18 protein-coding genes and 1 pseudogene are annotated in these 21,150 nt (G+C 65.2%); 6 read left to right on the forward strand and 13 right to left on the reverse strand.

Going from position 1 to position 21,150, the window contains the following annotated elements:
• Positions 1-16: 16 nt before the first annotated feature.
• Positions 17-1,282: a glycosyltransferase family 4 protein gene (locus FGL95_RS05320; protein ID WP_169585098.1), complete on the forward strand. Its 1,266-nt coding sequence runs from the start codon at positions 17-19 to the stop codon at positions 1,280-1,282.
• Here FGL95_RS05320 and FGL95_RS05325 read toward each other — a convergent pair.
• Positions 1,233-3,689, reverse strand: coding sequence for an EAL domain-containing protein (locus FGL95_RS05325; protein ID WP_169585099.1), 2,457 nt, complete (start codon positions 3,687-3,689; stop codon positions 1,233-1,235). The genes FGL95_RS05320 and FGL95_RS05325 overlap by 50 nt on opposite strands.
• 148 nt (positions 3,690-3,837) lie before the next feature.
• Here FGL95_RS05325 and FGL95_RS05330 point away from each other — a divergent pair, with 148 nt between their 5' ends.
• A complete protein-coding gene (locus tag FGL95_RS05330; protein WP_169585100.1) occupies positions 3,838-4,998 on the forward strand; it encodes a beta-ketoacyl synthase N-terminal-like domain-containing protein in 1,161 nt (386 codons plus the stop codon).
• Positions 4,999-5,040: 42 nt separating this feature from the next.
• Here FGL95_RS05330 and FGL95_RS05335 read toward each other — a convergent pair whose 3' ends face one another.
• A complete protein-coding gene (locus FGL95_RS05335) occupies positions 5,041-5,856 on the reverse strand; it encodes an alpha/beta hydrolase (protein WP_169585101.1) in 816 nt (271 codons plus the stop codon).
• A 94-nt stretch (positions 5,857-5,950) separates the two neighbouring features.
• On the opposite strand from FGL95_RS05335, the gene FGL95_RS05340 reads away from it, so the two are divergent.
• Positions 5,951-6,436, forward strand: coding sequence for a MarR family transcriptional regulator (locus tag FGL95_RS05340; protein WP_169585102.1), 486 nt, complete (start codon positions 5,951-5,953; stop codon positions 6,434-6,436).
• Positions 6,437-6,483: 47 nt separating this feature from the next.
• Here the strand turns inward: FGL95_RS05340 and FGL95_RS05345 are convergent, their stop codons facing one another.
• The gene (locus tag FGL95_RS05345) at positions 6,484-7,233 is read right to left on the reverse strand and encodes an acyltransferase (protein ID WP_169585103.1); all 750 of its coding nucleotides are present in this window, start codon (positions 7,231-7,233) and stop codon (positions 6,484-6,486) included.
• Positions 7,234-7,336: 103 nt separating this feature from the next.
• Between FGL95_RS05345 and FGL95_RS05350 the strand changes: the two genes are divergently transcribed.
• A complete protein-coding gene (locus tag FGL95_RS05350) occupies positions 7,337-8,671 on the forward strand; it encodes an outer membrane protein assembly factor BamB family protein (protein ID WP_169585104.1) in 1,335 nt (444 codons plus the stop codon).
• Positions 8,672-8,703: 32 nt separating this feature from the next.
• Here FGL95_RS05350 and FGL95_RS05355 read toward each other — a convergent pair whose 3' ends face one another.
• The 5 genes from FGL95_RS05355 to FGL95_RS05375 form a co-directional block, all read right to left on the reverse strand.
• On the reverse strand, positions 8,704-9,864 hold the full coding sequence (locus FGL95_RS05355; protein WP_169585260.1) for a THUMP-like domain-containing protein: 1,161 nt from the start codon (positions 9,862-9,864) through the stop codon (positions 8,704-8,706).
• On the reverse strand, positions 9,861-10,859 hold the full coding sequence (locus FGL95_RS05360; protein WP_169585105.1) for a class I SAM-dependent methyltransferase: 999 nt from the start codon (positions 10,857-10,859) through the stop codon (positions 9,861-9,863). Before FGL95_RS05360 ends, FGL95_RS05355 begins: the two co-directional genes overlap by 4 nt.
• A gap of 30 nt (positions 10,860-10,889) precedes the next feature.
• Entirely contained in the window at positions 10,890-11,669 is a 780-nt protein-coding gene (locus tag FGL95_RS05365; RefSeq protein ID WP_169585106.1) for an enoyl-CoA hydratase/isomerase family protein, read from the reverse strand.
• A 20-nt stretch (positions 11,670-11,689) separates the two neighbouring features.
• Complete coding sequence (locus FGL95_RS05370; protein WP_240962792.1) at positions 11,690-12,433, reverse strand: NUDIX hydrolase; 744 nt, start codon at positions 12,431-12,433, stop codon at positions 11,690-11,692.
• Between the two features lie 92 nt (positions 12,434-12,525).
• Complete coding sequence (locus tag FGL95_RS05375) at positions 12,526-13,350, reverse strand: ATP-binding cassette domain-containing protein (RefSeq protein ID WP_169585107.1); 825 nt, start codon at positions 13,348-13,350, stop codon at positions 12,526-12,528.
• 50 nt (positions 13,351-13,400) lie between these two features.
• On the opposite strand from FGL95_RS05375, the pseudogene glgX reads away from it, so the two are divergent.
• Positions 13,401-15,329: pseudogene (glgX, locus tag FGL95_RS05380) on the forward strand (glycogen debranching protein GlgX); the annotation flags it as partial.
• Here glgX and yczE read toward each other — a convergent pair.
• From yczE to serB, 4 genes are read right to left on the reverse strand one after another with little or no spacing between them, the layout of a single operon-like run.
• On the reverse strand, positions 15,308-16,066 hold the full coding sequence (gene yczE / locus FGL95_RS05385; protein WP_338079714.1) for a membrane protein YczE: 759 nt from the start codon (positions 16,064-16,066) through the stop codon (positions 15,308-15,310). The pseudogene glgX and the gene yczE sit on opposite strands and share 22 nt — an antisense overlap.
• A 49-nt stretch (positions 16,067-16,115) precedes the next feature.
• Positions 16,116-16,538, reverse strand: coding sequence for a TIGR03668 family PPOX class F420-dependent oxidoreductase (locus tag FGL95_RS05390; RefSeq protein ID WP_169585108.1), 423 nt, complete (start codon positions 16,536-16,538; stop codon positions 16,116-16,118).
• Positions 16,523-17,188: an aminoacyl-tRNA hydrolase gene (locus FGL95_RS05395; protein WP_169585263.1), complete on the reverse strand. Its 666-nt coding sequence runs from the start codon at positions 17,186-17,188 to the stop codon at positions 16,523-16,525. Before FGL95_RS05395 ends, FGL95_RS05390 begins: the two co-directional genes overlap by 16 nt.
• Positions 17,189-17,229: 41 nt before the next feature.
• Entirely contained in the window at positions 17,230-18,471 is a 1,242-nt protein-coding gene (gene serB / locus FGL95_RS05400) for a phosphoserine phosphatase SerB (RefSeq protein WP_169585109.1), read from the reverse strand.
• A gap of 162 nt (positions 18,472-18,633) precedes the next feature.
• Between serB and FGL95_RS05405 the strand changes: the two genes are divergently transcribed.
• Complete coding sequence (locus FGL95_RS05405; RefSeq protein ID WP_169585110.1) at positions 18,634-19,218, forward strand: dihydrofolate reductase family protein; 585 nt, start codon at positions 18,634-18,636, stop codon at positions 19,216-19,218.
• A 50-nt stretch (positions 19,219-19,268) separates the two neighbouring features.
• Here FGL95_RS05405 and ctaD read toward each other — a convergent pair whose 3' ends face one another.
• Entirely contained in the window at positions 19,269-21,014 is a 1,746-nt protein-coding gene (gene ctaD / locus FGL95_RS05410) for an aa3-type cytochrome oxidase subunit I (RefSeq protein WP_169585111.1), read from the reverse strand.
• Between the last annotated feature and the right edge of the window lie 136 nt (positions 21,015-21,150).

The raw sequence follows: 21,150 nt of genomic DNA on the forward strand, positions 1-21,150 counted from the left end.
TCGGCCAGGGAGCGCTATGAAGATCTTGATGGTGTCGTGGGAGTACCCACCGGTGGTCGTCGGCGGCCTCGGTCGGCACGTGCACCACCTCGCGGTCGAGCTCGCTGCCGCAGGTCACGAGGTCGTTGTGCTGTCCCGCCGACCGTCAGGGACCGATTCGGTCACCCACCCCACACATAGTTACATCGCCGACGGCGTCCTCGTCGTCGCGGTCGCCGAGGACTCGCCGCACTTCGTCTTCGGCGAAGACATGCTGGCCTGGACCCTCGCGATGGGCCACGCGATGGTCCGCGCAGGTATCGCCTTGGGCAAGCCCGGCGTCGGCGAAGGCTGGCAGCCCGACGTGGTTCACGCCCACGACTGGCTCGTAGCCCACCCCGCGATCGCTCTTGCCGAGTTCTACGACGTCCCTCTCGTGTCGACGTTGCACGCCACCGAAGCGGGCAGGCACAGCGGCTGGGTCTCGGGCCGGATCAACAAGCAGGTCCACTCGGTCGAATGGTGGCTGGCCAACGAATCCGACGCCGTCATCACGTGTTCGTCGTCGATGAAGGACGAGGTCAGCAGGCTGTACGGCAGCAAGCTGGCGCCGATCACGGTGATACGCAACGGAATCGACGTCACGACGTGGCATTTTCGCAAACGTGAACCGCGGTCCGGACCGGCTCGCCTCTTGTATGTCGGGCGCCTCGAATACGAGAAGGGCATTCAGGACGCGATCGCCGCGCTTCCCCGAATCCGGCGAAGCCACCCTGGGACGACGTTGACGATCGCAGGCGAAGGCACCCAGTTCGAATGGCTCGCCGAACTCGCGCGGACCTACCGGGTTGCGCGGTCCGTGCAATTCCTCGGCAGCCTCGGGCACAACGAACTGCTGGGGTGGTTGCACGGTGCGGACGCAATCGTCCTGCCCAGCCGCTACGAGCCGTTCGGCATCATCGCCCTCGAAGCCGCCGCGGCTGGGACGCCGTTGGTGGTCTCGACGGCCGGCGGCTTGGGCGAAGCCGTGGTCGACGGCGTGACGGGCTTGTCGTTCGAACCGGGCGACGTTGCCGGCCTCACCTCGGCGGTCCGAGAGACCCTCGACGACCCCGCCGCCGCTCAACTTCGTGCCGAGGCAGCGCGCGACCGCTTGACTGCCGACTTCGACTGGCACGTCGTCGCCGCCGAAACCACGCAGGTGTATCAGAGCGCCAAACGGCGGGTCCGGCATCCGCTCGGTCGACCCGTGATCATCGAACGTCCACTGCCCGAACGGGATCCGGGCTCACCTCAACTGTGAGGTCGTCGGCGTGGCCAGGACGGCCGAGGAAGTAGCCCTGCGCTTGGTCACAGCCGAGCCGGGCCAGCACATCGAGTTGTTCTGGTGTCTCGACGCCCTCCGCAACAACGGTGAGTCCGGTTGCATGGCCCATGGCGATGATGCTGGTGACGATCGCTTCGGCGTCCGTCGACGACCCGAGTTCGGCGACGAACGGCTGCCCGATCTTGAGGATGTCGAGTGGCAGTCGCTGTAGTTGGGCAAGCGAGGAATAGCCCGTTCCGAAGTCGTCGATGGCAAGGCGGACACCGAGACGCCGTAGCGCATCCAACGTGCGACCAGTGGCCTCCGGGTCGTTCATCAGCGTGCTTTCGGTGATCTCGACGCACAACGACTGCGCGGGAAAACCCGAGACGGCCAGCGCATCTCGCACGTGCTCGACCAGACCGGGATCGTCGGTCTGACGCGCCGAGATGTTGACCGCCAACTGGAGCTGGCGGCCGTCGACCCTGCGCCTGCCCGCAACTTCCCGGGTCGCTTCGGACATGACGTAGGCGCCGATGGTGTTGATCAGGTCGCTCTGTTCGGCCAACGGGATGAATTCCACCGGCGGGACCGTGCCGAGCACGGGATGCAGCCAACGCGCCAACGCTTCGACCCCGACCGTCTCATTCGTGCGCAGCTCGACGATCGGTTGGTAGGCAACCGAGAGCTGGCCGAGATCCGGCGCGGCCCGAAGGTCTTGTTCGAGTTGCAGCTTGCGTTGCAGCTTTTCGCGCAGCTCGACACTGAAGAACACACACCGCGCACGACCGGACGTCTTGGCTTGGTACATCGCAATATCGGCGTCGCGAAGCAGGTCGGCACTCGCGCGGGTGTCGTCCGGTGCTGCCGCGACGATGCCGATACTCGCGTCGACGTTGAGCTGCTGACCTCCGAGGAGTGTGATCGGCTCCGACATCGTTCGCCGCAACCGCTCCGCTTGCGCCCGGATCCCGTCATGGTTGCGCGCGGAGGTCGTGACGACGACGAACTCGTCGCCGCCCAATCTGCCGACCACGTCGTCGAGCCGGACCGAACGGCGAAGTCGGTCGCCTGCGATGCGCAACACTTCGTCGCCGGTGCTGTGGCCGAGCGAGTCATTGATGATCTTGAAACGGTCGACATCGATGAAATGCACTGCGATCAGCGCAGTTCGGTCTTTTTCGGCCAACACCGCGTCGAGCAGCGACACGATCGTCGCGCGGTTCGCGAGACCGGTGAGAGCGTCATGTGTCGCGTCGTACCGCAGGCGCTCCCCCGCAATCGTCTGCTCGGTGATGTCGGCAAACGACATGACGACCGCCGAGTGGGTCTCGCCGGGATCGAGTTGGCGGCAACTGACCGACAGCCACAGATTTCGTCCGCCTGGATCCAGCCGAAGGATCTGGCGGGTCACCGATTCACCCGTGGCGAGCGTCTTCGCGATCGGCTGCTCGCCTTCGGCGACGGCGTGACCTTCCGAATCGCACAGCGCCAGGCGTGTCACGGCGATTCCGACGATCGCGCCACCGAACATCCGGACCGCCGCCGGATTCGCCGACTCGACAACGCCGTTCCCGTCGACCACGACGACGCCCTCGTGCATCGACGCGACGACCGTGCCGAATCGTTGTTCGGCGCGACGCCGAATGGTCTCGTCCGCGCAGACGAGGACGTAGCCGCCTGCCATTTCCGCCGCCGAAACCCGCACCTCGACAGCCGCGCCGTCGGCCCTGTAGTGCGTGGTTTCGATGACGCCACCTTGCGCCACGATCGCAGCCGGATCGAGCGTGGCTCCGACCAGCTCGCCGACGGCACGCCCCTCGGCCTCGGCACCGCTACGTCCGTACACGCGCTCGGCTGCCGGGTTCCAGGACTGGACGAGCCCGTCGCCCGACACCGCAATGATCGCGTCGCTGACGTTCTCGACGAGCGCCGCCTTCGACCGGACAGCCTCCTCGGCGGCCTTCTGGACCGACTTGTCGCGCATGATCACCTGGAACGCAGGACGCCCCTCCCACACGGTCCGGACCGAGACGACCTCCATCACGACCGTCTCGCCGTCGGCGCGCAGCATCACCGCGTCCGCGGGTTCGGTGGCCGATCCGGGCGAGGTCAATTTGACGAGCCGCTGCACCATATCGGGAATCGTTTCCGGCGCAACGAAATCGGTGATCGGGCGTCCGATGACATACGCTCGCGACGGCGCCCTGGAGAACCGCACGCCTGCCGGATTGATGTAGACGATCCGGCCGCCCTCGTGCACGACGATGGCATCCGGACTCAATTCCACGAGCAGCTGATACCGCTCGGCCAGGTCGGCGAGCGCCCGACTTTCGGCGACTGTTCCCGCCGGGAGGCCGCTGACCTCCGCTGGGACAACAATCGGGGAGATGTGATCCTGCACAGCAACCCCCTCGCCAGGTGGTCCGCTCTAGGTAGGTGAACCTAACTGCACGGCTCGAGATTCGAACGTATCAGAACTCGGGGCTCCGACAGGGGCTGGCGGCACCGCCGTCTGACGCAATCAGCTCGATTCAGGAAAGGAACCATCGATGAACACTGAGCACACTGGCATCGTCGGCGTCGGCGCAGTGACCGGCTACGGCTGGGGACGCGAACAATTGTGGACCGGATTGCTGTCGGGCAAGCCTGCTGCGACACTCGTCGGCGGCTACGGCTCCACGGTCGACGAGCCCGGTTGGATCGTGCGCGTTCCCGAGGGCGGCAAACCTGCCGACGGCACAACCCGCTTCGCTCGCGCGATGCGCGGTGCCGCACGGGAAGCGATCGACGACGCACTCGACCGCGGCTGGGTCCCTGGTCGGCGCGTGGGGCTGCTGCACGCTGTCGTCATGGGCGATCCTGAGCTCATTCGCTCGACCGAGCCCGATCCATTACATCCGTTGTCGGTCCGCGAGCATCTCGGCGTGTTTCCGTCGACACCGGCATCGCTGCTCATGCAGGAGTACGGATTCCACGGTCCGGCGATGAACGTGTCGGCGATGTGCACGTCCGGAACGGCTGGGTTGCTGACTGCCAAGCTCTGGCTCGACGCGGGCTTCGTCGACGACGTCGTCTTCGTCACGACCGATCTGTCGGCGACCCCGAACGTCGTCGACGTGTTCGTCAGGCTCGGGGTCGCGATCACCGATGCGGAGCCGCTCGATGCCTGCCGACCGTTCCAAAGTGGTAGCCGCGGCTTCGTTTTCGGCGAAGCGGCGGTCGGCTACGTCCTGTCGAATCGAACGGGTAATGCGTATTCGACGGTGCTCGGCGGAGCAATGTCGCACGACGGCTTCCACGTCACCTCGGTGGATCCGTCGCTGACCCATGTTCGGCGTTGCTTCGATGAGGCGCTCTTCTCGGCCGGCGTCGGCGCTGCGGACGTGGCCTATCTCAATGCGCACGGTCCGGGCACGGCGCAGTGCGACGCCGCCGAGGCAGCGATTCTGGCATCGATGTTCCCCGAGACCACCCGCGTCTTCTCCGTCAAGCCCCTCACCGGTCACTGCCAGGCCACCGCAGCCGCCGTCGAGACAGCGGTCACGGTCCTGAGTCACGAGCGAGGCGTCATCCCCGCGCCGCCGATCGTCGCGGACGCTCATCCCCAGTTGCTGGACGGGCTGACCCGAAGCTTCGACGGGCTCACGGTGAAGTCGTCGCTGGGGTTGGGCGGTCACAACTCGGTGGTCGTCCTGTCCCCGGGCACCTGACCCCTCGTGAGTCTTTTTGGAGTCCAGGGACTCCAAAAAGACTCACGACCAATGGGATGCGAGCCAGTCGGCGACGTCGCGGATCACCGCGTCGGTGCCAGGCTCGTCGACGATCCAGTGACCGTGGTCGGGATAGATGTGCGCTTGCACGCCATAGTGTTTGGCCGTCTTGCGAGTGAGTGCGGTCGAGATGATCCGATCGTCGGTGCCGCCTGCGACGAAGACCGGGACGGCGACTTTGCTCGCGTCGACTCGTACGGTCCCGAACATGAGAGCGCGGTACACCTTGCCCGACTCGTGGGTGAGTCGTGCATGGATCGGCGGACGCGCGTCCGCCGGAACCCGATTGAGCGCTAGGACCGAGCAGGCGTTGTTGCCGACGACGAACGGCCTCCCAGCCATGATTTTCGGCATCTGCGGTCCGAACTTGGGCAAAGCCACCGCTTGTGCCGTGAGCATTGCAGGCGGGGCCGGTGCGAGAAGAACGATCGAGCGGGCCGCGCCCTGGGCGGCGAGCCGCTGCGCGATCAGCGCGCCAAGGCTGTGACCCACGATGATCGGCGGCTGGTCGAGGGTGGCGAGTACAGCACGGGTGTCGTCGACGTAGTCGTCGAAGTCGAGTCCGGCCGCGCGGTCCGGGCCGACGCCCGCTCGACCACGTCGGGCAGGCGCAAAGGTCTCGTAACCCAGGTCGGCAAATGCGCCGACCCACCTCTCGAAGGTGAAGTGGTCGGCAAAGGCGCCGTGCAGGAACAGAATCGGCGGCTTCTCCGTCTTGGAGCCCGGCGCCCCATGCAGCGCGGGAAAGCCGGCCACGGTGGTCTCGACAACAGTTGATCGGACGGAGTGGGTGTTCATCTGCATTCCTTCGCCATTCTGATCGGACTCATCTATTGTCAAGTGACTTGCCTTTTATTGTCAAGTGCCTTGCCTAAAATGGAGGGGAAGCCTAGTGCCGTCGTTCGACGAGATGTCGCCGACCGAGATAAGAATCCACCGGGAGAGTGTCTTGCTGCGGCTACTGCTTCGAGTCTCGCAGATCGAGACCGAACAACTGGCCGGCCGATTGCACGCACTCGGCCACGAGGCCGTGCAACCGAGCCACATTCGACTGCTCGGCAACGTCGACACCGAGGGCACCCGACTGATCGTCCTTGCGGAACGGGTCAGCACAACCCGCCAAGCGGTCAGTCAGTTGGTCAGCGAACTCGAGCGCCGCGGCTACGTCGAGCGCACGCCCGATCCAGACGACGGTCGCGCGGCACTGGTCCGCCACACGCCCGTCGGTCGGCGACTGTTGAACGACGCGCTTCGCGAGATGGCCGACATCGAAGCCGGGTATGAGAAGGCCATCGGCCGCGACGGGATGTCGACGCTCAAACACGTATTGCGAACGATCGCCGACACTGCTGATCCGACCTCCACCCTCGGCCCATAGCCGACCTGCTCGTGAGTCTTTTTGGAGTCTATAGACTCCAAAAAGACTCACGAGGTTTTGGGGAGCCCAGCCTTCTTGCGCTCGATATCTTCCAGCGCCGCAATGTATTTGGCGCGCTCGGCAGCGCCGGCTTCCCAGGATTCCTTGCGGTTCTTCACGATCTTCGCCGGCGCACCGACAGCGATGCTGTAATCGGGAATCTCGCCCTTGACCACGGCATGGGCACCGAGCACACACCCGCGACCGATGCGGGTGCCGCGCAGAATCGTCACCTTGGCCGCAGTCCAGGTGTCCGGACCGATGCGCACCGGGCTCTTCAGAATGCCCTGGTCCTTGATCGGCATGTTGATGTCGTCCATGCGGTGGTCGAAGTCGCAGATATAGCACCAGTCCGCCACCAGCGCCGATTCCCCGAATTCGATGTCGAGGTAGCAGTTGACGACGTTGTCCTTGCCGAAGACCGCTTTGTCGCCGATCTTGAGCGAACCCTCATGGCAACGGATCGCATTGCCATCGCCGATGTGCACCCACCGCCCGATTTCCATGCGGCTCAGTTCCGGCGTCGCGTGGATCTCGACGCCCTTCCCGAGGAAGACCATGCCGCGCAGGATGATGTGCGGGTTCGTCGCCTTGAACTTCGCGAGGCGGTAGTACCGAACGAGGTACCACGGGGTCCACGCGCGATTCGCGATCACCCACCGCAACGAATCGATCGTCAAAAACTTCGCCTGGTCGGCGTCGCGGCGCCGCGAACCGCGCCACCTCGAGCGCAAAGGCGCGCCCCACATGCTGGTCATGGGGAGTCAGCCTACTTTCGTCCTCAGTCGGCTCGTCCGATACCCGAGCGTGGAAGCGGGCGGGATAGTCTCTCGGGGGCAGACATCCTGATAAGGAGAGTGCATGCGGGGCGTTTCAGGTCGGTACGGGGTCGCTCGGTCGGCGACGGCGGTGCTGGCAATCATCGCGGCTTTCGTCATGACCGGCTGCGGTGCAAGCACCAGCTCGTCTGTCGGCATCTCCGACGAAGGCTGGCCCGGCATCCATGCAGACGCGCGCAACAGCGACACGAGCTCGGTCACTGGGTCGCGGTCGATCGAGTTGAAGTGGTCACGGCCGATCGGCGGACCGGTCGCTGCGTATGCGTCGATCGCGTCGACGGGCCAGTTGTTCGTCACTACGAAAACCGAGAACGGCTGCAACCTCTTCTCCTACGAGATGGACAGCGGTCGCATGCGCTTCTGCAACCGGCTCAACCCGGGCGTCGTCGCGTCGACGCCGATCGTGGACGCAGCGGTCAACACCTACGTCGGCGACAGCGGAGGCATGAGTTCGTTCAACGACCACGGTCAGCCCCGTTGGCGCACACAGGTTTTCGGCACACCGATCTCCGCGCAGTTCACGCACGACGGCAATGTGCTCTCGGTTTCGCAGCTCGGCCAGGTCAACGTCATGGAGCGCCAGACCGGCAAACGCGTGACCTCGCCGTTCGAGCTGCTCGGCCATCCCGACTACCTCGCAAACCCGAACTTGGTGCCGCCACCCGACGACCAGGGGCTGCAGGAGTGTTTCGCCGGCACGGCGGGTTGCCCCGTGGCCAACACACCCGCACTGGATGTTGATTCCGGTCGATTCTTCGTGACGCTGTGGCGCCCGGGCGCCCCGAACGCCTCCTTGATTGCGTTGAAGTACTCCGGCGGCGACGACCCGAAGGTCACCTACGAATGGAACGCCGACATCCTGGAAGGCGGGTCCGCGACCAGCCCCAACCTCTCCGCCGACGGCTCGACGGTCTACGTCAGCGACAACGTGAACAAGCTGCTGGCAGTCGACGCAGCCACCGGCGCCGTGAAGTGGACCTACGACCTGGGGTTCACGCCGCTGGGGAGTGCATCCGTCTCGGCGGATGGGTTGATCATCCCGGCCGGCGGTCGCGACGGTCATCTTCTCGCAGTGCGCGACAAGGGTGATCATGCCGAGAAGGTCTGGGAGCGGACCGAACTCGTTCAGCTCGGCGTACCCGCGCAAACCGCGGGATCGACCGGATACACAGTGGTCAGCAAGGGTCGCGGCGAAAACGCGGACCTCACCATGCTCACTTTCGACACCGAGACCGGCGCAACCGTCGATGAAGATCCGTTGCCGGGAGCCAAAGGGATCACGGTCGGGACGTCGATCGGGCCGAAGGGTGAGGTCCTGACGCCGACGCTCATCGGTGAGTTGTTCGTCTTCGCCTAAAACAACTGTGCGCGATTTTCACCCCTGGGCGGCTAAGACGCGCGCACGGGGGGTGCGCACACGAACGCCGTGGCCGAGCGACCGATGCGCGTGATCACCAGCGCCAACGACGCGGACCCGCGCAGCTTCAGCCGCGGCCGCAGGACCGCAGGGTCGACGTCCACGCCCCGGACCAGAATCTCGAGCGTCCCGCAATCGCGGCGGGCCAACTCCTGCCGAATTACCTTCTCCGAATACTTGACTTGCTCGAGGATCCGGAAGCCGCGGACACCGTCGGGCACGGAGTCGCCGGTCAGGTAGGCGATCCGCGGGTCCAGTTGCCACAGACCGTGCTTGGCCGCGTAATGCCGGACCAAGCCCGCCCGCACCACCGCGCCGTCGGGATTGACGATCCACTCCCCTGGTTCCCGCTCGGGAATATCGTCGGATTCGGCGTCGCTGATCGACCACCCGGTGCCGTCGGAGCTCAGCACTGTGGCCCTCCGTCGCGCAGTGGCGAGCCCTTCCGACCACAGGCACGCCTCGCGAACTCCGCCGTCGAGCGACGTCACCTCGACCTCGCCTGCCCAGCCGAGGCGGTCGAAGTCGAGGCCAGGGGCACACTTGACCGCCAGATCCCGACCGGGATACGCATTGAGAAGGTCTGGGAGCGGAGGCTGCAACTGAGCCGGGTCGTGCGTACGTTTGCCGCCGGACCGCCGTCCTGGGTCGGCGATGACGACCGTCCCCACGGTCACCGGCGCCAGGGCATCGGCCCGGACCAGACTCGCGCCAGGGACGTTGTGTGCCGCCATCCGCAGCCGGACCGCATCGAGGTCACTACCGACGACGCCGGCAGCCACTCCGACGAGCTCGGCCAACTCCGCACCGATCGAACACGTCACATCATGGACCGTGCGGCCGGCGAACCGCTGTGCCCGATGCCGGGCCACCAGGGTCGGCGTCGCCTGCTGCAGACCGTCGTCGGTGAACAACCAACGTTCACCGTCAGCGATCTTTGCCGCCGAACGTCGACGCAGCAGGACCGTCTCCACGACGGCAGACGCGTACGTTCCGAACAGCTCACGGGCTCGACCGAGGTCGCGCAACAGGCTGGCCGAAGACAATTCCAGCTCGTCGGCCTTGGCCAACGCCGCTGTACCGGCCGAGCCGACGAGGTAGTCGACGTCGGCCTCAGTGAAGCCGTAGCTCAGGGTTTTACGCCGGTGATCAGGGCGTTGTAGAAGAAGCGACGCGGGACGACGTGCCGCAGCACGTTCTCGTCGACCCAGGTCAGCTTCTTCCAACTCTGCAGACCGAACTGCGCCCAGCCCCAACCCAGCTTCTCGCGCGGGACCGCGTATTCGACGGTCCGCAACGGCCAGCCGAGCAGTGCGGAGGCGAATTCCTCGGTCACTGCCTTGGCCTCGACGGCTCCGGCAGCGACGGCGATCTCTTCCAGCTGGGTCGGCTCGAAGGTGTGCAGATCGACGACGGCCTCCAGCGCGGCCGCGCGAGAAGATTCGTCGAGCTCCTCTTGCGGACGCCGCCAGTCGGCGAGGAACGGCAGCTTGGTGACGCGAGTGACGCTCTCCCACGTGATGCGCCCCAGCCACCGCGCGTAGAAGTTGCCCACCGTCGTCGGCTCACCGGCGAAGACGAATCGGCCGCCCGGCTTGAGCACGCGCAAGCACTCTCGCAACGCCTGCTCGACATCGGGAATGTGGTGCAGCACAGCGTGCCCGACGACGAGATCGAAGGTGTTGTCCGCGTACGGAATTGTCTCTGCGTCGGCGACGCGACCGTCGACTTCGAGGCCGAGGTGGTCGGCATTGCGCAACGCAACCTTCACCATGCCGGGGCTCAAGTCGGTAACCGAGCCGCGCTTGGCGACGCCGCCCTGCATCAGGTTGAGCAGGAAGAATCCCGTGCCGCAGCCGAGTTCGAGCGCACGCTCGTAGGGCAGATCCTGCTCACCGGCGACCGCGTCGAAGCGACCGCGCGCGTAGTCGATGCACCGCTCGTCGTACGAGATGTGCCACTTGTCGTCGTAGGTCTCTGCTTCCCAGTCGTGGTAGAGAACCTGCGCAAGCTTGGTGTCCTTCAGCGCAGCTTCCACCTCCTCCTGGGTGGCGTGCGGGTTCGGCGCCGGATCCAGATCCGGGACGGCCGCAAGACGACGGGTGGGCTCGGTGGGACTTGCAGTCATGAGCGCAGCCTACCTTTTAGAGGAGGATCGTCATTCACCGGTGAATTTGGCCCGACCCGGTCCCTCGGCGAGAAACGACCGCATTCCAATTTCCACATCGTTGGTTCCGAAGAGCGCCGAGAACTCGCGTCGTTCGATGTCGAGGCCGGATGCAAGGTCGCCGGCGAGGCCCCCATCGATCGCCGCTTTTGCCGCCGCCAACGCCCGGGCAGGGCCATTCACGAACTGCGCGGCCCACTTTCGCGCGGCGTTGTACACCTCATCGGGGGCGACCACCTCGTCGACCAACCCGATAGCGAGGGCTTCCTCCGGGCCGACGAAACGACCGGTGTAGATCAAGTCCTTCGCCTTGCTGGGCCCGATCAGCCGTACCAGCCGCTGTGTGCCGCCACCTGCAGGAATCACTCCCAACAAGATTTCCGGCAGACCGAGTTTGACGTTGTCGCCGATGATGCGGCGGTCTGCGCCGAGCGCGACCTCGAGTCCGCCTCCTAACGCATATCCGCTGATCGCGGCGACAGTCGGCTTACCGATAGTCGCGATGCATCCCAGCGCTGTCTGGACGTCGCCGGCAAGCAGCGCAGCCTGACCAGGGCTGAAACTCGCCATCTCCTTGATGTCGTCACCTGCGGCGAACACCTTCTCACCGCCGTAGACGATCACGGCCCTGACCTCGGCGTTCCCGTCCGCCTCCCGTGCCGCAGCCACCAGCTCACGATGAGTCTGCAGGTCGAGGGCGTTCACGGGTGGACGAGCGATTCGGATCGTCCCGATGCCGTCGGTAACGTCGAGCGTCACGAATTCAGCCATACGCGGAGCCTAGGCGCACCTCAGAGCGACGCCGGGAGGTGGTAGTTCTCATCGCCCGGGAAATCGATCTTGTATTTTCCGTCGACAACCAGCAGATCGGGCTGGATAGGCTCGATCACCTGCTCGGCGGCAAGAACCTCGGCGGTCGTGGCGTAACCGGCCAACGCGGTCAGCTGGGACCACGTCGGCGGCATCAAGATACTTCCGCCGGCCTTCCAGTGGGCCAACTCTGCTGACGGCGTCGACCATGCGACCGCTGCCGCCTCCGACGTGTCGCCATCGGCATGCTGACCTTCTGGGACGACGGCGACGAAGAACCGCGTGTCGTACCGTCGCGTCGTTTCGCCGACCGGCGTGATCCAGTTCGCCCACGGCCGCAGCAGGTCGGCGCGCAGGACAAGGCCCTCCGCAGTCAAGAACTCGCCGAACGTGAGCTCGCGCTTCTCCAGCGCGGTGCGTGCGGCGCGGTAACCCGAGGTATCGGCGACAACCGTGTCAGGCGTCGGACCGGCCAGCAATACGCCGCATTCCTCGAACGTCTCCCTGACTGCAGCGCACACGAGCGCCTTGACCCGGTGCTCGTCGACGCCGAACTTCTGCGCCCACCACGAGACCGGCGGACCCGCCCACGCCAGGTTCGCGTCCGCGTCGGACAGGTCTACGCCACCGCCGGGGAACACCGTCATGCCGCCCGCGAAGTCCATCCCGCGCACGCGGCGCAGCAGAAACACCTCCAGGCCCGGCTCACCGTCGCGCAGCAGCATCACCGTTGATGCGTCTTTAACCGGAATCTCGCGCTCGTTCAAATCAGGCACAGTGCTCACATCAGGCACCGTACTCGCCACGATCGAGGCGCCTACCGGTGCCGATGCCTACCGGGCAACCGCGAGCGCCGGGCGAAGTATCGACCGTCGACTTTGTCGAGAGCGATCGACTGGCTGAAGGCCTCGCTCAAGTTTGCACTGGTCAGCACGGTGTCGAGCAAACCCTGTGCGACGACCTCGCCCTCCTTGAGCAGCAGTCCGTGGGTGAAACCTGGCGGGATTTCTTCGACGTGGTGGGTGACGAGCACGGTCGCCGGGCTGTCCGGGTCCATCGCGAGATGCGTCAGGCGTGCGACAAGTTCTTCACGACCGCCGAGGTCCAGGCCGGCGGCGGGTTCGTCGAGCAGCAGGAGTTCGGGGTCGGTCATCAGCGCTCGCGCGATCAGCACCCGCTTGCGCTCACCTTCCGAGAGCGTCCCGTATGCGCGGGCAGCGAGATGTTCTGCACCCAGGCTTTCCAGCATGTCGAGCGCGCGATCGGTGTCGACCTTGTCGTATCGCTCCCGCCAACGACCCAAGACTCCATAACCAGCGGACACAACCAGGTCGCTGACCTTTTCGTCCGCAGGCACCCGACTGGCGAGCGCCGACGACGACAGCCCGATCCGCGGCTTCAGCTCGTTGATGTCGACCCGACCCAACACCTCGCCGAGCACGTGGGCAGTACCGGATGTCGGATGGACTTCGGCGGCGGCGATCCGCAGCAACGACGTCTTGCCGGCACCGTTCGGTCCGAGCACAACCCACTTCTCATCCAGCTCGACCTGCCAGCTGACGGGTCCGACCAACGTCACCCCGGACCGTCGAATGAGTACGTCGTTGAAATCGATGAGCAGGTCGGGATCGGGTTGCGGCACGAGCCCATCTTTACCCACATCGGTGGCCCTTTCACGGCAGTATCGGATTCGTGTCGCTCACACGCGCAGAATCGCCGTTCCCATTGGGGGCTTCGACGGTCGGTGTCGGTACCCACTTCTCGGTCCACGCACCCGACGCGGACCGGGTTCAGCTCTGCCTCATCGACGCGGGCGGCGAAGTCCGGATCGATCTCGAGCAGCAGACGTACGGGTTGTGGCACGGCATCGTCGACGGTGTCGGCGCTGGTCAGCGGTACGGCTATCGCGTTGGCGGCCGATGGGATCCGCGTCGCGGGTATCGGATGAATCCGAAGAAGCTGCTCATCGATCCGTACGCCCGGCAGTTGGCCGGTGAGTTGGGCGACGCCGAGGCGCTCCTCGGCTACGCAGACGATCCGTTCGGCGCGCCGTCCGACATCGATTCACTGGGCCACGTTCCGCTTTCGGTCGTCACAGCGACGCTCCCGCTCAACGATGGACCGCGCCTCGAAACGCCATGGGAAGACACGGTGATCCAGGAACTACACGTCGGCGCGTACACGGCGCGCCATCCCGACGTCAGGCCTGAGCACCGCGGCACCTATCTCGGCCTCGCGTCCGAGCCGGTCGTGGAACATCTTCAGCGCCTTGGCATTACCGCCGTCGAGTTACTTCCCGTGCAGGCGTTCCTCACCGAGCCGGCGGTCCGGGCGCGTGGCATGCGCAACCACTGGGGCTACTCGACGGGCGCCTACTTCGCGCCCCTTGCGCGCTACGCGACGACACCCGGGCGCGAGATCGCCGAGTTTCGAGCCATGGTCGACGCACTCCATGCAGCAGGCATCGAGGTCATCCTCGACGTCGTCTACAACCACACCTGCGAATTCGGCATCGCCGGACCGACTGTGAGCTGGCGTGGCTTCGACGCACCGGGCTACTACCAGCTCACCGACGACGGCGCCGATATCGACCTCACCGGGTGCGGCAACACCGTCGACTGCTACTCCCCCGTCGTCGTCGGCATGGTCTGCGACAGCCTGCGCTACTGGGCCACCGATATGGGGGTCGACGGTTTCCGATTCGACCTCACCCCCGCACTTGCCCGTGACGCAGGCGGACCGTTCGACCCACGCGCACCGCTGCTGACGGCGATCACCGCCGACCCGATCTTGCAGCGCCGCAAGCTCATTGCCGAGCCGTGGGACGCGACCAAGGCGGGCTACCAGGTCGGCAACTTCGGCCCGCTGTGGTCGGAATGGAACGACCGCTACCGAGACGACGTGCGCCGCTTCTGGATCGGCGAGACCGGAATCCGCCAATTCGCCTCGCGGATAGCGGGTTCGGCGGATATCTTTCACCGGCGAACGCCGCTTGCGTCGATCAACTTCGTGACCGCGCACGACGGGTTCACGATGGCCGACCTCGTCTCCTACAGCAGCAAGCACAACGATGCCAACGGCGAGAACAGCAACGACGGTGCGGGACATAACTTCTCGGTCAACCATGGCGTCGAGGGTCCGACCGACGACCCTGGTGTCGTCGAGGCGCGCGCTCGCCACGTCCGCGCGTTGCTTGCGACCCTGCTGTTGTCGACCGGCGTCCCGATGCTGCTCGCGGGCGATGAGCAAGGTCATAGCCAGTCCGGCAACAACAATGCCTACTGCGTGCCGGCCGACGCGGCGGCCGCCGACGCCTGGGCTGTGGACTGGCCGAGTGCCGACGAGGCCTTGATCGTGTTCGTCGCTCGCCTCACCGAACTTCGACGGTCCGCGCCCGCGCTACGCCAACCCGAATTCTTCGAAGGCCGCGCCACTCCGACCGGCCATCCGGACCTGGTGTGGTTCGGCGGCGACGGAATCGAGCTCGATCACGACGGGTGGCACGACAATTCGCGAACGACGCTGCAGGCGTGGATCGACGGTTCCGACGTCCGGACCGGCGGCGTGCCGGGCTCGGACTCCAGTTGGCTACTCGTCTTTCACTCCGGCACGGCTACGGGGGTCACGCTCGCGGGTCCGGACTGGTTCGCAGGCAAGATAACTCCCGCCTTCGATTCGACAACCGCAGACGGGTTGCCGACCGACGTCACGCCCAACAAACCTGGTTCGACCATCGCAGTGACCGGTCCGACAGTGCTCGCCTTCCGCGCGCCGAACCCCGGCAGGAATCCGGACACCAACGGGATGAACAGCTGAATCAAGGGACCGATCCCAAGGGCATACACGAGGGTCCCCACACCGACGCTGCCACCGAGAAGCCATCCGGTCGTCAGCACCATCACCTCGATTCCGGTGCGCACCAACCGAACCGAGCGCCCGGTGTGGGCGACCAGACCTGTCATCAGGCCGTCACGCGGACCTGGTCCCATGCCTGCGGCGATGTAGAGCACCGACGCGATTGCGTTGAGCACGACGGCGCCCACCATCGCGGGCACCCGCACCGCCATGTCGTCGAAATCGGGTAGCCATGCGAGCCCGACGTCGACCGAAATCGCAATCACCACAACGTTGCTCACGGTTCCGATGCCAGGCATCTGGCGCAGCGGGATCCATGCGAGCAACACGACGGCACCGGTGAGCGCAGTGACCAGGCCGAAGCTCAGCGGTACATGTTCGACCACGCCCTGATGGAAAACGTCCCATGGGTCGAGCCCGAGATTCGCTCGAATCATCATGGCCATCGAGAATCCGTACAGCCACAGACCCGTGTACAGCGCGATCAATCTACGTACCAGCATTGGTCCATCGTGCGCAGAACTGGCCCTAGAAACCATAGCCAATCGGCAACTACTGGACCTTTGAGTAAGACCACGAGCGCCACCGCAGTGTCGTCACGATCACAGCAGGCCCAGCCGGGCGCTCGGCCGCGTATTGCGAATACTTCGCGACCAACGCATCGATCGCACGTCGTCCATCGGGAGCGTCGGCGTCGGCAGCCACGGCGTCGCCGTCGACCCGAACCCACCACAATCGGGTCCAGTCGTCGTCGTATTCGTCGACCAACAGGCTGACGTGCCCGGTCTGGGCAATATTGCTCAGCCGCCGCAGATCGCGGGTCGACTTCGGCTTTGCATCGACAGTCAGATACACCTGCCCAGCATCGACGGCGAACACCACGGGAACGATGTGCGGACGTCCGTCGGCCCCCACGGTCGCAAGCCTCGCCACCCGGGCGGCGGCGAATCGCTGTTGCGCTAGCGCCAGGTCCAACGCCGTCGCCTCACCTCAGTCGGAACCGCAATCACCGTCATCGAACCAGCGGCAACCTCGGTGAATCCGGCGTCGCGGACCGCCACACCACGACCGCTACCAACCGACCGCTCCAATTGCGCCCACTGCGCGGCGGTCGCGTCCCGCACCGAGCAGGCGAATCCCGCTGCTGCCCATTGCGCCAACTGAGCCTTCGACATCGCCATTCCCAACAGCATCGACGCATGGCCGACCTGAGCGGCCGCCTTGCCGACCGTCATCTCCAGCGACGAATTGACCCACAACACCGGCACATCCGGCTCCGGCGGTCCTGGATCGTCGTGGTCGAGGTCGGTGCCACCGACTTGGAGCCGCTTGATGCGCGGATCGAGTTCGTCGACAGGTCCGGGCACGAGCGCGCGAGCCTGCGCGCCGCCGACCTCGACGGTCACACCGTCGACCTCTTGCGCAGCGACCCAATGCGCACCGCGGGCACGACGAGCGACTTTGCGGATGCGGTCGTCGGCCCAGGCCCTGAATTCGTCGTGCCACGGACCGCCCTCGGCCACACGTTCGTCGTAGCAGAGCGCCACCGTCGCGACGGCCGCGGCCGACAGCAACGCGCTGCGCAGGGGCGGATCGACTTTCGGTATATGCAGGATCAACGGCATTGCCCGTGTGCGAGTCTCGCCCTCAGCGGGGTGAATTTCGCTCACAGGCGGGGAAGCTCTTCCAGCGGCACGCGCCGGACCATCCCGTCGAAGGCGTCTGCCGCCTCCACCTCGTGTCGCGTGACGCCAAGGATGAACAGCACGGCATCGAGGTACGGGTGCGACAGCGCGGCATCGGCGATCTCGCGCAACGCGGGTTTCGCATTGAACGCGATACCGAGACCTGCGGCGTTGAGCATGTCGATATCGTTGGCGCCGTCGCCGACCGCGACGGTCTGTTCCATCGGCACGCCGACCTGGGCCGCAAACTTGCGCAGCGCAATGGCTTTGGCCTCGCGGTCGATGATTTCGCCCAGCACCCGACCGGTCAGCTTGCCGTCGACGATCTCGAGGGTGTTGGCGGCGACGAAGTCGAGTTCTAGGTCGTGTGCAAGGTCGTCGATGACTTGACGGAAGCCGCCGGACACGACACCGCAGTGAAAGCCGAGCCTGCGCAGTGTGCGGATCGTCGTCCGGGCTCCAGGGGTCAACTGGATGTTTTCGGCAACGTCGTCGATCACGCTCTCGTCCAGGCCTGCCAACGTGGCGACGCGCTGATGCAGCGACTCGGCGAAGTCGATCTCGCCTCGCATCGCCGCCTCGGTCACGGCGCGGACCTCGGCTTCTACACCGGCGCGCGCAGCGAGCATCTCGATCACTTCGCCCTGGATAAGCGTCGAATCGACGTCGAACACGATGAGGCGCTTCGCCCGGCGGGCCAGTCCGGCGCGCTCGATAGCGACATCGACGTTCTCTGCAACCGCGACTTCAGCCAAGCTGGTCCGCAGCTGTGCGTCTGCCCCCGCGCCGGTGTTGGTCGCCGTCACCAGCAGTTCGAGACCGGTGACCGGGTAGTCGGCGATCCCCCGGATCGAATCGATATTGGCACCCTGACGTGCAAGAACCCGCGAGACCGCGCTGAACGCACGCGCGGAGACAGGACTGCCGATCACGACCACCGCGTGCGTCGAGAGGCTGGCGCGACCGACGGGGTCAGCGCCGATTTCGACGTCGACGTGGACCCCCACGGTGTTCATCGCCTCTTCGAGCTCTTCCTGCAGAGCTTCGGGGTCGTTCGGACACGACACCAGGACGCCGAGAGTCAGCTGGCCGCGGATGACGACCTGTTCGACGTCGAGCAGTGACACAGCGTGCCTCGACAACGCTGCGAGCAGAACAGACGTCACGCCGGGCTTGTCTCTACCTGTGACGGTGACGAGGACAGTGGCGTCGGTTGATCCCACCGAGAGAACTCCGTTCGTCGCATGCGGCCGTGTCGTCAGCCTTGGCTCCCTATTGTGTCAACCTCGTTCAAAAGTTTTTGCCCGGGACCGATTAGTTCTGACCGCGAGGGAGCTCATAACCAGTAGAAGTCACCGAATGCTCGACAGAAATAGGAGAAGCACATGCGCAAAGTCATCGTTTTCACCATCACCTCGCTCGACGGCTACACGGCGGGACCCGGCAACAACGTGATGGCGATGAACATGGACAACGCGTTCGACTCGTACTGCGCGGAGCGGTTGGGTACAGCCGACACTCTGTTGCTCGGTCGGACGTCCTACGAGATGTTCCGAGGATTCTGGCCCGCAGTGGTCGACAATCCGGACGCGACTCCTGCGCAGCGCGAGATCTCGCGTCGTGACAATGCCATCGATAAAGTAGTCGTCTCCGATACGGCCGCTCCCGATGAGAGCCTCCCCTGGCACGACAACACGACCATCGTCACGCGCGAAGCCGCGCACAGCCACATTGCCGACCTCAAGAACCAGGACGGCGGCGACATCTTGATCTTCGGCAGCCGCACGCTGTGGAACGACCTGCTCGCGAACGGACTGATCGACGAACTGCATGTGATGGTCGGTCCGGCGGCCGTCGGAGACGGCACGCCAGCCTTCGACAGCACACCGGCCCTGCGCCCGATCGACGCTCGCACCATCGCAGGCTCGGACAACGTTCTGCTCACCTACCAGGTGGGATCGCCCGCCTGAGCAGCAGAAAGCCCCGCCGAGAAGCTCGGCGGGGCGTTTCTACGTGTGAACTACTTCGACTTCACGCCAGACTTTTCGAGCAGTTCTGCCGTGTGCTTGTCCGAGCCCCAGCCGACGTGCGCCTCGTGCCGCAACCGCTCGACCATGTGCGGGTAGTGCAGCTCGAATGCGGGACGCTCCGACCGGATGCGCGGCAACTCGTAGAAGTTGTGGCGCGGCGGCGGGCAGCTCGTCGCCCACTCGAGCGAGTTGCCGTAACCCCATGGATCGTCGACGGTCACGACCTCGCCGTAGCGGAAGCTCTTGAAGACGTTCCACACGAACGGCAGGGTCGAGGCACCGAGGATAAACGCGCCGATGGTCGACACGATGTTCAGAGTCGTGAAGCCGTCGGTCGGCAGGTAATCGGCGTACCGACGCGGCATGCCTTCGTTACCCAGCCAGTGCTGGACGAGGAACGTTGTGTGGAAGCCGACAAGGGTGGCCCAGAAGTGCCACTTGCCGAGCCGCTCGTCCATCATCCGGCCCGTCATCTTCGGGAACCAGAAGTAGATACCGGCGTAGGTGGCGAACACGATCGTGCCGAAGAGCACGTAGTGGAAGTGCGCGATCACGAAGTACGAGTCGGTCACGTGGAAGTCCAGCGGCGGGCTCGCCAAGATGACGCCCGACAGACCACCGAAGAGGAACGTCACCAAGAACCCGACCGCGAACAACATGGGTGTCTCGAAGGTCAGTTGCCCCTTCCACATCGTGCCGATCCAGTTGAAGAACTTCACGCCCGTAGGCACGGCTATGAGGAACGTCATGAACGAGAAGAACGGCAGCAGGACCGCGCCGGTCGCGTACATGTGGTGCGCCCACACCGCGATGGACAGCGCCGCGATGCCGAGCGTCGCGTACACGAGCGTGGTGTATCCGAAGATCGGCTTTCGGCTGAACACCGGGAAGATTTCGGACACGATCCCGAAGAACGGGAGCGCGATGATGTACACCTCCGGGTGGCCGAAGAACCAGAAGAGGTGTTGCCATAGCAGCACACCCCCGGTCGCCGGGTCGTAGATATGTGCGCCGAGGTGGCGGTCGACAGCCAGACCCATGAGGGCAGCCGTCAGCAGCGGGAAGGCGAGCAGCACAAGAACACTGGTGACCAGGATGTTCCACGTGAAGATCGGCATCCGGAACATGGTCATGCCTGGGCAGCGGAGAACGATGACCGTCGTCGTCATGTTCACGCCACCGAGGATGGTGCCGAGGCCGGAGACGGCAAGACCCAGAATCCAGAGGTCGGCGCCGATGCCGGGCGAGTACAGGCCGCTGGTGAGCGGTGAATACGCGGTCCAGCCGAATTCGGCAGCGCCACCGGGGGTGATGAAGCCGGCGGTCGCCATCGTCGCGCCGAAGAGGTACAGCCAGTAGCTGAACGCGTTCAGACGCGGGAACGCCACGTCGGGAGCGCCGATCTGCAGCGGGAGCACCACGTTTGCGAAGCCGAAGACGATCGGTGTCGCATAGAACAGCAGCATGATCGTGCCGTGCATGGTGAACAGCTGGTTGTACTGCTCGTTGGACAGGAATTGCAGGCCGGGTACGGCGAGTTCGGTACGCATCAGCAGCGCCATGAGGCCGCCGATCAAGAAGAAGCCCACCGACGTGACGAGGTACATGATCCCGAGGACCTTGGGATCGGTCGTGGTGAGCATCTTCCACAGGTACGAACCCTTAGGTCCCACTCGCGGCGGGTAAGGCCGTTTACCTTCGAGTTGAGGGACTGGCTTGGGCTCTACGGCAGTCACTAATCCTCCTGATGTGCCATCTGGTCGCTCCGCAGGCTCCGCTCCGGCGTCCATCCATGCGGCGAAGCGAACGATCGCTGGCTTGCGCTCATCGAATCGTAGACGTTGCATCGCCACTGGGCGGACCCGGTCCTAC

Origin of the sequence: Antrihabitans stalactiti (genome assembly GCF_012932915.1) — a bacterium.
Lineage (GTDB): Bacteria > Actinomycetota > Actinomycetes > Mycobacteriales > Mycobacteriaceae > Antrihabitans > Antrihabitans stalactiti.